General features: G+C 56.0%; 13 protein-coding genes and 1 pseudogene. 11 read left to right on the top strand and 3 right to left on the bottom strand.

Translation table 11 applies throughout. The features are described from left to right. The first annotated feature begins 183 nt into the window (after positions 1-183). From RE428_RS09125 to RE428_RS09095, 7 genes and pseudogenes are all read left to right on the top strand, one after another. Positions 184-1,080, top strand: a complete 897-nt coding sequence (locus tag RE428_RS09125) for a cation efflux transmembrane domain-containing protein (protein WP_004581695.1) — start codon at positions 184-186, stop codon at positions 1,078-1,080. Between the two features lie 4 nt (positions 1,081-1,084). Next, a complete protein-coding gene (gene lspA / locus RE428_RS09120) occupies positions 1,085-1,648 on the top strand; it encodes a signal peptidase II (protein ID WP_004581694.1) in 564 nt (187 codons plus the stop codon). Beyond that, the gene (locus RE428_RS09115) at positions 1,633-1,983 is read left to right on the top strand and encodes a DUF3703 domain-containing protein (RefSeq protein ID WP_004581693.1); all 351 of its coding nucleotides are present in this window, start codon (positions 1,633-1,635) and stop codon (positions 1,981-1,983) included. The genes lspA and RE428_RS09115 overlap by 16 nt, the downstream gene beginning before the upstream one ends. 102 nt (positions 1,984-2,085) lie before the next feature. After that, entirely contained in the window at positions 2,086-2,991 is a 906-nt protein-coding gene (locus tag RE428_RS09110; protein ID WP_004581692.1) for a cation diffusion facilitator family transporter, read from the top strand. 248 nt (positions 2,992-3,239) lie between these two features. Then, positions 3,240-3,878 (top strand): annotated as a pseudogene (locus RE428_RS09105) (DsbA family protein). Between the two features lie 22 nt (positions 3,879-3,900). Beyond that, entirely contained in the window at positions 3,901-4,743 is an 843-nt protein-coding gene (locus tag RE428_RS09100) for a cytochrome c oxidase assembly protein (protein ID WP_004581690.1), read from the top strand. Then, positions 4,740-5,363, top strand: coding sequence for an SCO family protein (locus RE428_RS09095; protein WP_004581689.1), 624 nt, complete (start codon positions 4,740-4,742; stop codon positions 5,361-5,363). The genes RE428_RS09100 and RE428_RS09095 overlap by 4 nt, the downstream gene beginning before the upstream one ends. Positions 5,364-5,731: 368 nt before the next feature. Here RE428_RS09095 and RE428_RS09090 read toward each other — a convergent pair whose 3' ends face one another. Next, positions 5,732-6,418 (bottom strand): SDR family oxidoreductase, encoded by a 687-nt coding sequence (locus RE428_RS09090; protein WP_004581688.1) that lies wholly within the window; start codon positions 6,416-6,418, stop codon positions 5,732-5,734. A gap of 193 nt (positions 6,419-6,611) precedes the next feature. On the opposite strand from RE428_RS09090, the gene RE428_RS09085 reads away from it, so the two are divergent. Beyond that, positions 6,612-7,253, top strand: a complete 642-nt coding sequence (locus RE428_RS09085; RefSeq protein WP_004581687.1) for a hypothetical protein — start codon at positions 6,612-6,614, stop codon at positions 7,251-7,253. A 19-nt stretch (positions 7,254-7,272) separates the two neighbouring features. Here the strand turns inward: RE428_RS09085 and RE428_RS09080 are convergent, their stop codons facing one another. Continuing rightward, a complete protein-coding gene (locus RE428_RS09080; protein ID WP_004581686.1) occupies positions 7,273-7,893 on the bottom strand; it encodes an L-threonylcarbamoyladenylate synthase in 621 nt (206 codons plus the stop codon). A gap of 86 nt (positions 7,894-7,979) precedes the next feature. Beyond that, on the bottom strand, positions 7,980-8,318 hold the full coding sequence (locus RE428_RS09075; RefSeq protein WP_040882599.1) for a BolA family protein: 339 nt from the start codon (positions 8,316-8,318) through the stop codon (positions 7,980-7,982). 133 nt (positions 8,319-8,451) lie between these two features. Between RE428_RS09075 and RE428_RS09070 the strand changes: the two genes are divergently transcribed. From RE428_RS09070 to RE428_RS09060, 3 genes are all read left to right on the top strand, one after another. After that, a complete protein-coding gene (locus tag RE428_RS09070) occupies positions 8,452-10,599 on the top strand; it encodes a DNA topoisomerase III (protein ID WP_004581684.1) in 2,148 nt (715 codons plus the stop codon). Between the two features lie 214 nt (positions 10,600-10,813). After that, positions 10,814-11,545, top strand: coding sequence for a response regulator transcription factor (locus tag RE428_RS09065; protein WP_004581683.1), 732 nt, complete (start codon positions 10,814-10,816; stop codon positions 11,543-11,545). A 69-nt stretch (positions 11,546-11,614) separates the two neighbouring features. Beyond that, entirely contained in the window at positions 11,615-13,270 is a 1,656-nt protein-coding gene (locus tag RE428_RS09060; RefSeq protein ID WP_051079790.1) for a FecR family protein, read from the top strand. Positions 13,271-13,285: the final 15 nt, after the last annotated feature.

Raw genomic sequence — 13,285 nt, 5'->3', positions numbered from 1 at the left:
GTTGCTCAAACTCCTTTTTGACGTACTTCAGTTCAACCCTTTAGTTACTACAGAGTCAAACCGCAAGTCGTCGAATCGCGGTGGGTTCAACAGTGTCGTCAAAAACTAACAACTTAACGTTGACCCTGTAGTGACTACAGGGTTTAAAACAACGGAACTTATGTGATAACCGGAGCCGCGAAAATGAGCAAACCCTGCGATGGGCAGTGTGGCAGCGAAGATTCTGTCGTAAACAATGAGCTTCAGAGCCCCGTCGCCGCCGAAACAGACAGCCAGCTCAGCACCTACAGCGTGCCAAAAATGGATTGCCCCTCAGAAGAGCGAATGATTCGAATGGCGCTCACTGGCTTTGACAACATTCAGGCACTCTCATTCGACCTATCGAATCGAAAGCTGGAAATTATCCATCTAGGCGAAACCGGAGCTATCACCAGCAAACTGGAAACCCTAGGTCTGGGCGCTTCCCTGCAGACGACGGAACACACCAGCCTTAAATCTGTCAGGGCGGCTGAATCGTCGAGTACCAACGAGACCGAGGAATCCGGCACTCTATGGATACTGCTGGCAATAAACGGTTTGATGTTCCTGGTCGAGATGACAATGGGCCTGATCGCCCAGTCTGCTGGCTTGATTGCAGACTCGCTTGACATGCTCGCTGACGCGGCCGTTTATGGTCTCGCGCTTTACGCCGTTGGGCATGGCATCATAATGCAGGTCAGAGCGGCCCATGTTGCTGGCATTCTCCAGCTTATCCTTGCAACCGGAGTAATGATTGAAGTTGGCAGGCGCTTTCTATTTGGCAGTGATCCACAGTCACTGATGATGATGGCCGTCGCATCCGTGGCCCTTTTTGCCAACATCAGTTGCCTGCTCCTGATCGCCAAACACCGTGACGGCGGCGCCCACATGAAAGCCAGTTGGATCTTTTCAGCCAATGATGTGGTTATCAATCTGGGGGTTATCCTTGCGGGGCTTCTTGTTGCCTCGACCGGCTCCAATTACCCGGACCTGGTTATTGGCGGCATTGTGGGAGGCATCGTACTCATTGGTGCCAAGCGCATACTTGCGCTAAAAGGATAATTCGATGTTTAAAGACCGCGCTAGTTTGTCAACGCTTACCTTTCTCGGCTTTTCCATACTGGTAGCGCTAACCGACCAGATTATTAAATGGCTCGTCCAGCAATCCATGGCTTATGGCCAATCCATTGAGATCACTCCTTTCTTTAATTGGGTGCACGTATGGAATGAAGGCGCGGCTTTCAGTCTCTTTGCCGATAGCGGTGGCTGGCAGCGATACTTTTTTATCGCAATAGCCATTGTCGTCTCGGGTGTTCTCGTCAATTTAATCCTGGACAGCCGTCAACGAGCAGAAGCCCTGGCTTACGCTATGGTGCTTGGAGGCGCACTAGGAAATGTCATCGACCGAGTTTTTCGAGGCTACGTTGTCGATTACTTGGATTTCCATTGGCAATCCTGGCATTGGCCTGCGTTCAACCTTGCCGACGTCTTTATAGTCCTGGGCGTGATCATGATTTTGGCCATGAGCTCAGGTCCAACAAAAGTCCCAACAAACAGGTGGAAGACTCACCCTCACAACCGGGCGACCACAGAAGGGAGTAGGAGGAGGAATCAATGCACAGTGAATTGAAGCACTTCTTTCGCGTGGAACTTCAGGCTGCCCATGAGGCAGAAAAAAGGGGCGATTTTCAGGCAGCGTTCACCTATCTTGAACGCGCCCATATCCTCAGCCAGAAATTCACTCTGGCGCACACTGCAACTCATATACGGATGCTCAGACTGGGGTGGCGGACGAGAAATGTTCGCGAAGTCCTTGGGCAGTCTACTCGAGCGATTGCCGCCCTACTCTTCTCCCGCATCTGGGTTCCGGCTGGGAACACAGGGCGCGCAAACGTCAGTGCAATTGCGCCCATGCCAGTGCCAGAGGATTTAGCACGTGTACTAAAGGAAACGCGCGGACCGTAGGTTAGCTCCCCAGAAAACGGAAGAAACCAACGGCAAACATTTGACCCTGTAGCTACTACAGGGCTCATAACTGTGAACAAATCTTCGTTGATAGAGGCAGACATGCACGACCACAGTCACGATCATAGCCATCATTTCGACACTCATAACCGTTCATTTGCGATTGCGGTCATACTCAATACGCTGTTTGTCGTTATCGAAGCGGTGTATGGAATTATCTCCGGCTCTCTGGCGTTGCTGGCCGATGCTGGACACAACCTGAGCGACGTGATGGGCCTGATTCTGGCCTGGGTGGCCAGTTGGCTCGCAAGTAAAGCCGCAACATACGGCAAAACCTATGGTCTGAAGAAAACCACTATTCTGGCGGCGCTTTTCAATGCTTTGATTCTGATCGCCGCTGTTGGTGGCATCACTTGGGAAGCCATTCAACGTCTGACAGAGCCTGCTGGTGTTGCTGGTCTCACTGTAGTGATCGTGGCTGGTATTGGCGTGTTGATAAACGGTGCCACTATGATGCTGTTTCTCAAAGGGCAGAAAGGCGACATCAATATCCGCGGTGCCTTTTTACATATGGCTGCAGATACGGCGGTTTCGGTGGGCGTCGTGATCTCCGGCACGGTACTGATGTTTACCAACCTGACCTGGATTGACCCCATCGTCAGCCTCATTATTGCCGTTGTGATCTTTATGGGCACCTGGCAGCTACTGAAAGATTCCGTAAAGCTGGCCGTCGATGCCGTCCCAAAGGGCATTAACCCTTCGGCTGTCCATGAACGCCTGGAGAATCTACCTGGCGTTCAATCGGCCCATCACCTTCACATCTGGGCACTGAGTACCACTGAAAATGCACTAACCGTTCACTTGGTGAAGCCGAACCCAGAAAGTGACGACCGGGTCCTCAGCGAGGCCGCTGACATGCTGAACAAGCGCTTCGGCATCCAGCATACAACCATCCAATGGGAGCGCGGTGACGATCAATGCCCGAACACTGCCCACTGCGGAACGTAGACTCACTGACAAGGCATGCAAGCGGGAAGGCGACACAGAAATTGTACGCTTGCTGTTTTTTGGGCTGCGTTCCTGCGTGGACTTAGTCGAAATCAAAGCGGGCATTCTCACGGTCATGATGAGTGTGGTGCAGTCACCGATGGAGCCGTTTGGAATAATGTTTATCTGAGGTGGGCGCCCAATCGGCTGCTACCGAATACCGGAAAACCTGACACTCGTTAAACCCATCTAAAATAGGAAGATCTTACGTGCGTACCCGAACCCTGGTCACAAGCCTCGTTCTTTTTTGTCTGGTTGTCTTCGCTGGTGCTTTTGTTATTTACGATCGGTCTCAGGGCACTAATGAGCCCGCTGTTGTTGAAAAAACGCCACTGGTGAGGGATTACTCTCCCGTTATCGGCCCTGAGGACGCTTAGGTAACCATTGTCGAGTTCTTCGACCCATCCTGCGAAGGCTGTCGCGCCATGTACCCTTATGTGAAACAGATTGTGGCGGCCTACCCGGACGAAGTGCGCCTGGTATTGCGCTACGTGCTGTTTCACAAAGGCTCGGAAGATGCCGTCAGAATCCTGGAAACCGCCCGCGAGCAGGGGATCTACGAGCCGGTGCTTGAAGCTGTCATGGAAGCCCAACCCCAATGGCATGACGACCCCGAGGTCACCGCTGCATGGGATACGGCGGAGTCAGCCGGGCTGGATGTAGAAGCCGCTCAGGCCGGTATGAACTCGCCCAAAATTGACGCCATTATTCAACAGGATGCTGCGGACGTTAAAGCGGTTGGAATATCCGGAACTCCAACATTCTACGTTAACGGAGAAAAGTTGAGCCGGCTGGGCCCCCAGGAACTGTACGACTTCGTGACGTCCAAGGTAGAGTCATCGAAATAACAACACCAGAACCTGCAACGCTATGTCACTGCTTGACTACCTTCTACCCTACGATTTCTCGCCGCTGACCGTGCTGAGCTACATGCTCGTGATGGGGTTCTATGGCATCGGTCTGCTTCGGATGCCGAATCAGGATCGGCCTGGCGCGCTGCGGATTTTTGCTTTCACGTTAGGGGTGCTGATCTGTTATGCGGTGATGCAGACGCGCTTCGATTACTACGCGCAATACATGTTCTTCGTCCATCGGGGCCAGCACCTGATTCTTCATCACATCGGGCCTATCCTGATCGCACTTTCTAATCCCCTGCCGATCATATGGTTCTGGTTTGAAAAAATCAGCCCAGGCTGGAGGCGCACGCTCCGGCCTCTGGGTTGGGTTTATCAGGTTCTGCAACAGCCCTTAATCGCGCTGTTTCTGTTTGTTGGGCTCATTTATTTCTGGCTGTGGCCATCGATCCATTTCGACGCCATGCTCAGCCGGGATCTGTACTGGGTCATGAACTGGAGCATGTTGCTGGATGGTCTGCTGTTCTGGTGGTTGATCTTCGACCCGCGACCGCCTGCAATCACCTCATCGCTGGGGTATGGCAGACGCATGTTGGTCTTGGCTGCCGCAGGTGTGCTTCAGATGTTTCTTGGTGCGTGGATCGTGTTCTCACGTGACATGGTCTACGACGTTTACGAGGTCTGCGGCAGGGCCTGGCCGCTGGACCCCGAAGTCGACCAACTTTTAGGCGGCATGCTGACCTATATCCCTCCGGCCATGATGAGCATCCTAGGCATTCTTCTGATGCTCCGGCGAGCCATGCATCAGGACGGAAAATACACGAATCATTCAAAAACTCTTGCGGAAACTGCTTCATGAAAGCCTATTTCTGGCGATCCAACACCATAACTATACCAGCGGCCTTAACGCTGACAGTGGCCCTATTGCTGACTGGCTGCCTTGGTAACGACGAGGAAGACTGGAATGGCAAAAACATCAGTGGCCTGATGCCTGAGCTGGAATTCGACCTGATAAACAGCCAGGGCGATCCAGTATCTAGCAATGATTACAGTGGCCGCGTAAGAATGCTGTTTTTCGGGTTTACGTCGTGCCCCGATGTGTGCCCGACGACTCTGCAAAAACTCAATCAGGTAACCAGCGCCTTGTCCCCAGAGCTTCAAGAGGAAGTGCTCACTTTGTTCGTAAGTGTCGACCCGCAACGTGACACGCCTGAGCGCCTGACAGAGTACGTCGATTTTTTCGGTGGCGATATTGTCGGTCTCACCGGGGAAGAGCTGCAACTTCGAGAACTGGCCAAACGATATCGGACTACCTTTGGTTATGAGGAACCTGGCCCAGACGGCAACTATGCTGTTTCCCACAGTAGCGCGATTTATGTATTTGATCGCGAAGGTAACCCCCGCCTGCTAATACGGCCCAATTTGAGTGGAGAAGAAATTCGGCATGACCTCGTAGCTCTCATTCAAGAGAGTTCCTGAATTCAGTCGGAGTTGATGCCTCGGTTCACATTTCCGCGTTCACGGGCTCCCTCGTTGGAAAACAATGTGAAGTACATGCAAACTAAGCCAATCTACGGCTGTCTATTCTGCCACTCTTCAATAACCTGTCCTCAACTTACAGTTCTCTTCGCCCCAGTAAAGTTGCGAGATGCTAATCGAGAACTATTCGATTTTTAGGGCACATAATCGGGAAACACTCCCGATTACACAAACAATTTTGGGGGTATATTTAGGGGCATATTAGAGTTAGAGCAATTTTATATTATATATATTACATATAGTTACCAATTAATTTTAGTCCTGCCGGGGGCACCATCTCCTCTCGCCGTCCCGTATCACAACATCATCTATTCGACCTTGGGCGTGGGCCGTACGAGGATTTCGTTGACGTCCACATGCGACGGCTGGGAAAGCGCGTAGATCACAGCCCGGGCAATGTCGTCGTCCACTAGCGCATGCTCTGGCTTCTCGTCGAAGAACGGCGTATCGACCATGCCCGGCTCGATAAGCGTTACGCGGATACCGCTTCCCCTTAACTCTTCCCGCAAACCATAACCGATTGCCGATACGGCCCACTTGGTGGCGCTGTACATCGAACCAGGAATAGTGGCACGGCCGGCGGCGGAGCCGGTCAGCAACACATGACCTTTCGATTCACGCAGCGCGGGCAAGGCGGCTTGCAGAGTAAGCCCAACGCCATAGATATTGGTCAGGATCATATCGCGCCAGGCTTCGTGGTCGGCGCCGCTGAACCCGCCTGGAGAACCGCCACGACCGGCGTTAGCAAAAACGGCATCGAGACGACCGAATTGGTCGACCGTCTGCTTGACGACCGATTTCTGCTGGTCGAAATCCTGCACATCGCATTCGAGCGACAGGGCCTGGTCCGGGCCGCCCAATTCGTCCTGGAGCGCTTTGAGCTTGTCTATGGAGCGCGCCGCCAAGGCCAGCTTGTAGCCCTCTTTTGCTGCCGCCCTGGCCGTTGCAGCGCCGATACCGGTGGATGCGCCCGTGATCAACATTACCTTGCTCATAGTTCGTCCCTCTTTCATTGCATGAGTGATTCCGTCACTGCCTGTACGTTCGAGCGTACCATGCGGACTTGAAGCCCATTCAATGGTCACTTGATCCATTCAACGACGGGATGGAGGCGAAAAAGGAACTGGCCCGCTTTGTGCAAGTTTTGGATATCAGAAACCACTTTTGCGTCCGAGGACGGGGAAGATCATGTCATTGCTCGCATCACTGGCCCGGGCAGGTGCCAGTTTCCAACAGGCCGCTGAAAATCGTGCAGCCCGTCAGGCTGCAGCCCAGACCGCTGCTGCCGCGCCTGAGGACAAAGCGGTAGTGGCGACCGATGACAGCGTCACCCTTAATGGCGGTGCGGTCCGCAAACCCTCCAGTCAATTGTCAGTCAATCGTTACAAGCAGGATGTGGGGCAGGACCATACCTTCGTCCGCGAAACCCTGCGGCATAAACTTGCCGAATACAGCCTGAATCCGGCAACCCGCATTGCCGTCGAGAAGAAGGACACCGGGGGCTTTGCGATTAAGGCCATGATGCCGGAGAGCACTCGCCAACAGATCGAGAAGGACCTGGACAACAACAAAGGGTTCCGGGAGGCGTTCAACCGTCTAAGCGTCAACGAACCGACACTGTCCTTCGTCGATAACGCCGTGCGCCTGAACCAGGCCTATGGCGTCAACAACGCCCTGCTCGACCAGATGGTGAGCGAAAACCAGCAGTTTAATGGTCTTCAGGACCTCACCCACCGCTTCGACAGCCTACGCCGCACTGCCAACGCAGCGAGCCTGGAAGCGGCAGGCCAGAGCCGCCAGTACGCGTTTAGCCTGAACGCTCGCGCCTGAGCCACTCCAAAACATGGTGCTACTGGAAAGGTGTTGGATCGCCCTTGCCGACGCGAGTGACTTCCGGCGCCTCGTCGCAGAAGTTCACGACGGTCGTCGCCTCCATGCCGCAGAAGCCGCCATCGATAATCAGGTCAAGATCGTGTTCGAGGGTTTCACGAATATCGTAGGGGTCGGTCATCGGCTCGGTGTCACCCGGCAGGATCAACGTACTGCTCATGATGGGCTCGCCCAGCTCCGCCAATAACGCTTGCACGATCGCGTTGTCCGGTACCCGCAGGCCGATCGTTCGACGTTTCGGGTGCAGCAGGCGACGTGGCACTTCGCTGGTCGCATCGAGAATGAAGGTGTAGGGCCCCGGCGTGAAGTTCTTCAGCAACCGGTACTGGGTATTGTCCACCTTGGCGTACTGGCCGATATCCGACAGGTCGCGGCACACCAGGGTGAAATTGTGCTTGTCGTCCAGCCGCCGTATGCGCTTGATCCTATCGGTCGCCTGCTTGTCTTCGAGTTGGCAACCGATGGCATAGGCCGAATCTGTCGGGTAGACGATTACGCCGCCCTTGCGAAGGATATCCACAGCCTGCTTGATGAGACGGAGTTGCGGTGTTTCCGGGTGAATTTGGAAAAACTGACTCATAAGCCATCCTTTTTGGCGACCGTTGAGGTGAATGTTCAGCCTTGAATGAAGTATAGGCGCTTAAGTGGTTGTAAGGCCTCTGCGCGTCAGGCCTTATCGTGTTTCGAACCACCCAGACACTGCGGCGATGCGGGTGATACTTCATGGCGAGCCTGCCACTCCTCAGGCGTATAAAGATGCAAAGCCAGGGCATGGACCCCGCCCTGCAATTCGCTGCCGAGCGTATTGTAAATAGCCTGGTGGCGCTTCACGCGGTTCTTCCCGGCGAAATCGTCGCTGACGAGGGTCACCTTGAAGTGGGTTTCCGAATTCGGCGGCACACTGTGCATATGGCTCTCATTCTCGACAGCGAGATGAACAGCATGGAAGCCATCTGCAAGTTTCTGCTCGATGGCGGACTGAATCGGCGCGTTGGAATCTGGCATAGTCAATCTCCCGCTTATGTACCGCTGATTGTACAGCATCATCCCGGGTTCGGTGTCCCCCTCGTTTGCTTGACAGCGCGCCCCGGGTCGGCCATCTTCCTTCGCCCATTTACCAAGCAGCTCCTGATAGTCCATGCGCCTGTTCATCGCCGAAAAACCCAGCCTGGGTCGCGCTATTGCTGCGGCCCTGCCCGGCCCGATCCAGAAGGGCAAGGGTTGGCTGCGTTGTGGCGAGCATGATGTGGTCACCTGGTGTATCGGCCACCTACTGGAGCCTTCGGAACCCGGGCAATATGATCCTCGTTGGCAAAAATGGCGGTTGCATGAACTCCCGATCGTTCCGGAACAGTGGGCCGTCACTCCGAAAGAGAGCGTACGGGAACAGCTCGGTGTGGTGGAATCCCTGATCGGCGACACCGAACACATTGTCCATGCCGGCGACCCGGACCGTGAAGGTCAGCTGCTGGTTGATGAAGTCCTGCGCTATTTTCGCGTTCGCCGACCGGTTGAGCGCCTGTTAATACAGGATCTCACGCCCTCTGCTGTGTCCCGGTCGCTCAATCAGTTGCGCGATAATCGCGAATTCCGCCACCTATCCCATTCCGCCCTGGCCCGCCAGCGGGCGGACTGGCTCTATGGCATCAACCTGACCCGGGCCTACACGCTGCGCTACCGCCAGCAGGGTCAGCAGGGTGTCTACTCGGTCGGCCGGGTTCAGACACCGGTGCTGGGATTGGTCGTGGAACGAGACAAGACGATCGCCGAGTTCGAGCCTCGCCCGTTTTACACACTGACCGTCGATTGCAGCCCGGACAGTGGTGCCGAGACATTCAACGCCCACTGGCGTCCCGGAGAGACATTCCGCGAGTTCATGGATGAGGAGGACCGGATTCTCGACCGCAGTGTCGTAGAGAAAGTGGTCTCAGAAATTGACGGGCAACATGGAACCATTACCGAAGCCCGCTTCCGTGAGCGCAATGAAGCACCGCCGCTGCCTTTGTCGCTCTCGGCGCTGCAGATCGAGGCGGGCCGACTGTTCGGCATGGGCGCCAAGGCAGTCCTGGATACCGCGCAAAACCTGTATGAGAAGCACCAGCTCATCACCTATCCACGCTCCGACTGCCGCTATCTGCCGGAAGCTCATTTTCAGCAGAAGCACGATGTGATCGCAGCTATCCGGTCTGTTACTCCGGGCCTTGCCTCACATGCGGATCAGGCGGATTTGAAGCGTCACTCCCGCGCCTGGGACGATGGCAAGGTGGACGCCCACCACGCCATCATCCCGACCGCCCGCCAGCGGCCGGCGGGCAACCTGCGGCGAGAGGAGCAAAAGATCTACGACCTCATTGCCCGCTACTACCTGATGCAATTCTATCCCGACGCTATCCACCGGGAAGGACGACTTGACCTGAAGGTCGCCGGTTACGATTTCCGGGCCACCGAAACCGGCGTCGTCGACCCGGGCTGGAAAGTCGTGGAGCTGCGCAAGAAGGAACAGCAAGAAAAACAGTCACGTCCACTGCCCCGGCTCGACAAGGGTGAAAGCGTCCACTGCGCATCGCCGCTGATAAAGGACCGGATGACTCAGCCGCCCAGCCATTTCACCGACGCGACGCTGCTGTCCGCCATGACGAATATTGCCCGCTTCGTTGCCGATGCCGAACTACGCAAGACGTTAAGGGATACCGATGGCCTCGGCACGGAAGCAACCCGCGCCGGGATTATCGAAACCCTGTTCAAGCGTGACTACCTGTTCCGCGAGGGTCGTCATATCAAGGCCTGCGAAAAAGGCCACGATCTGATAGGCGCACTCCCCGCAGCCGTCGGGAAACCGGACATGACCGCTGTCTGGGAGTCCACCCTGGAACGCATCCGCCAGGGCGAAGGAGACCCACGCACCTTCCTGCAAACCGTCGAGACCCAGATTACCGAGCTGATCACACCGTTGCAGTCCGGGGCGACGGATCAGGCCCATACCGTCGCCGAGCAGACGGGTGTCCATTGTCCACAGTGCCGGGCGCCGATGCGGGAAAGGGAAGGCAAATTCGGCCGTTTCTGGGCCTGCTCCCGGTACCCCCAGTGTAAAGGCACGCGCCGCATCGAGGACGATACTGCCCACGCTGATGGCGCTGACCAGGCACCCACACCCTGCCCCGCATGCTTCTCCCCTTTGATACGGCGGCATGGAAAAAAAGGCTGGTTCTGGGGCTGCAGTAATTTCCCTTCCTGCCGACAAACAGTCAGTGACATCGATGGAAAACCCGGGCTGGGTCGCGCCTGAAGGCTGTTCTCATAGCGTCTCGCGGCACCTCTATCGCAGTACCGGTCATGCTGATGGAAACGGCGTAGGTCCGGTGTGTGGCTGTTTTCGTCTGTTTTTTTAACAGTACGCTACACAATGACACTGACCGCGAGTCACCAATTTGCAAAAATAATCAATAGAATGGCGCAGATTCTCTACCTGTTTGTGCGCCACGATTCTCAGGAGATACTCGATGCGCATCGCCCTTTTGGAAGATCAGTTGGAGCAGGCCAGGAATATTGAAAACCTGCTCCGGGAACGTGATCACCAATGCAACAGCTTTCAGACCGGCCAATCGTTCCTGAGTGCGGTTACGCATCGTAGTTACGACCTGTTGATCCTGGATTGGCAGATACCGGACATGACCGGCATCGACGTGCTTAAACACGTTCGAGCCCAACTGAACTGGCCGATCCCGGTGGTTTTCCTCACCCAGCGCGACAGCGAGCAGGATATCGTCCAGGCCCTGGATGCGGGGGCTGATGATTACCTGGCGAAGCCGGCCCGCCCGGCAGAATTGATGGCGCGCATCAATGCCCTGGTCCGTCGCAGCAACCCGGAAGTGGATCGTGAGGCTTTGGAGTACGGTCCCTTCCGAATCGACACCAAGGCCCGCACCATCCATTTGCATAATGAGCCGCTGACACTGACCGACAAGGACTTCGACCTGACACTGTTCCTGTTCCAGAACAAAGGTCGCCTGCTTACACGGGAAATGCTGCTGGAGCGGGTCTGGGGCGTTACCCGGGACATCAACACCCGGACCGTGGACACGCACATGAGCCGTCTGCGGCGACGCCTGGGCATCAAGCCGGAGAACGGCTACCGAATCAAGACAATCTATCAACGCGGATATCGACTCGAATCCATGGACGAACTGGGCGCTGAAACGGAAAACGCTGTCGACGATGAGTCGTTGAGCTAACGAGCCTCAGAATGACTCCTGAGGCTGCAACCAGGATTCCCCGCTATCGGGGTGGGTAAGACGACGCTCATGCTGTTACTGACAACTCGCTTTCCGGGCCTCGCCGCCATAGCTGCCGCGGCCTTCTTGGCCGCCACGGCGCTGACTGCCAATGCGGAGCTTTCGGTCACTCGAGGCTCCCAAACCAGTGCGACCACTGCCACTGTCTCTACAAGCAGCATGCATGACTGGCGCTACACCCTCCGCCCCGGCGAGACCCTTCCACAGGTCAGTCAACGCCTACTGTCGTCCGGGTACGACGCTATCCAGTTGGCTCACTACAACGGCATCGACGACCCCAACAACTCCATCCCCGGTCAAAGCATCAGTATCCCGGTAAACTGGCTGGACAAGCGACCTGAGCCCGCCATGGCCCTGGCTGTTTCCGGTCCCGTGCATTACGTGGATGGGGCGTCGGGACGGCGCCAGGCTCTGACACCTCATACCATGCTCCATGCGGGTGACGAGATCGTGACGCAAACCGGTTTCACCGTAATCCAACTGGCAGATGGGTCGTTGGTCCGGCTCGGACGCGACAGTCACCTGATTTTCAACCGGCTGACCCGGTTCGGCAAGACCGGCATGGTCGACACCCGTATGCGCCTGGACCGCGGCGAACTGGATGCCGATGTCGAAGTGTTGATTGAAGACGGCTCGCGCTTTGAGGTGGATACGCCATCTGCGGTCGCAGCAGTTCGCGGTACCGCTTTCCGCCTACAGGTCAGGCCATCCGTCACCGAACTCCAGGTCACCGAGGGCACTGTGGCCTTCGGGCCGGCCGGGCGAACAGTCAATATACCGGCGGGCTTTAGCGGAACTACAGGCCAGGGGACGCAGAGCCCGGTGGATATCCGTCGCCTGCCGACAGCACCTCAACCGAGTAACCCTTTGCCGGAAACCGCACACCAGCTTCCCCAGGAACTGTCATGGCCGGAGATCGCCGGTGCGGATCGCTACCAGGTCGATATCTTCAACGCCGATACCGGCCAATGGCTTAGCCGGGAACAAACCACACAGCCAGCTCTCGCCTTCAATCATCTGGATAATGGCCGCTACGATATTCGCCTGGCCGCGGTCGACGCGCGTGGCATGCCGGGAATGCCCTACAAGCAGACCTTCGATGTCGCCCAACAGGCCAAGACGGCGACCCTGGAAAAACCGGCTGCCGACGCCAAACTTGATGACGAAATGCCTTCTTTCTCCTGGAGCTACAACGGCAACAATGAAGTGGCCCGGGTCGAGATAGCCAGGTCCAGCGACTTCTCCGACCTGATCGCTACCAGCGAATGGGCACCGGACAGCAATGCCATACCGACCAGGCCCCTGAATCCGGGCCAATATTACTGGCGGGTAGTTACTGAAGCCGGCGGCACATCGATTGCCACGTCCGAGCCAAGAAAGTTGATGATAAACGGCACGCTTCCGCCGGCGCGCATTATCAATGTCAACTACGTAGACAGCCAGGTCCGTATCTTCTGGCAACGGATCGAAGCTGCAGACAAGTACCAGTTGCAACTGTCCGAAGACCCGAGTTTCAACAATATCATCAAGGAAGCCGACGTCGCTGACACCACCGCGGCCTTGCGCCTGATTCCCGGAAGGCGGTATTTTGTGCGCTTAAAAGCGCTTTCTGACGGGCCAATCGCAGGTCGGTGGGGACCAGGCAGGGAGCTTTTTGTAAACTGAACCGCTGCTGAAGAG

This window comes from Marinobacter nanhaiticus D15-8W (assembly GCF_036511935.1).
Taxonomy (GTDB): domain Bacteria; phylum Pseudomonadota; class Gammaproteobacteria; order Pseudomonadales; family Oleiphilaceae; genus Marinobacter_A; species Marinobacter_A nanhaiticus.
Note: the sequence above shows the minus strand (reverse complement) of the source record. Positions and strands in the feature narration are given on the sequence as shown.

Bases quoted from the DNA above. Each gene is read 5' to 3' on its own strand.
- RE428_RS09065 (WP_004581683.1), top strand. From the start codon at position 10,814: ATGCGCATCGCCCTTTTGGAAGATCAGTTGGAGCAGGCCAGGAATATT.
- RE428_RS09125 (WP_004581695.1), top strand. From the start codon at position 184: ATGAGCAAACCCTGCGATGGGCAGTGTGGCAGCGAAGATTCTGTCGTA.
- RE428_RS09070 (WP_004581684.1), top strand. From the start codon at position 8,452: ATGCGCCTGTTCATCGCCGAAAAACCCAGCCTGGGTCGCGCTATTGCT.
- lspA (WP_004581694.1), top strand. From the start codon at position 1,085: ATGTTTAAAGACCGCGCTAGTTTGTCAACGCTTACCTTTCTCGGCTTT.
- RE428_RS09095 (WP_004581689.1), top strand. From the start codon at position 4,740: ATGAAAGCCTATTTCTGGCGATCCAACACCATAACTATACCAGCGGCC.
- RE428_RS09075 (WP_040882599.1), bottom strand. From the start codon at position 8,318: ATGCCAGATTCCAACGCGCCGATTCAGTCCGCCATCGAGCAGAAACTT.
- RE428_RS09115 (WP_004581693.1), top strand. From the start codon at position 1,633: ATGCACAGTGAATTGAAGCACTTCTTTCGCGTGGAACTTCAGGCTGCC.
- RE428_RS09080 (WP_004581686.1), bottom strand. From the start codon at position 7,893: ATGAGTCAGTTTTTCCAAATTCACCCGGAAACACCGCAACTCCGTCTC.
- RE428_RS09085 (WP_004581687.1), top strand. From the start codon at position 6,612: ATGTCATTGCTCGCATCACTGGCCCGGGCAGGTGCCAGTTTCCAACAG.
- RE428_RS09100 (WP_004581690.1), top strand. From the start codon at position 3,901: ATGTCACTGCTTGACTACCTTCTACCCTACGATTTCTCGCCGCTGACC.
- RE428_RS09060 (WP_051079790.1), top strand. From the start codon at position 11,615: ATGCTGTTACTGACAACTCGCTTTCCGGGCCTCGCCGCCATAGCTGCC.
- RE428_RS09090 (WP_004581688.1), bottom strand. From the start codon at position 6,418: ATGAGCAAGGTAATGTTGATCACGGGCGCATCCACCGGTATCGGCGCT.
- RE428_RS09110 (WP_004581692.1), top strand. From the start codon at position 2,086: ATGCACGACCACAGTCACGATCATAGCCATCATTTCGACACTCATAAC.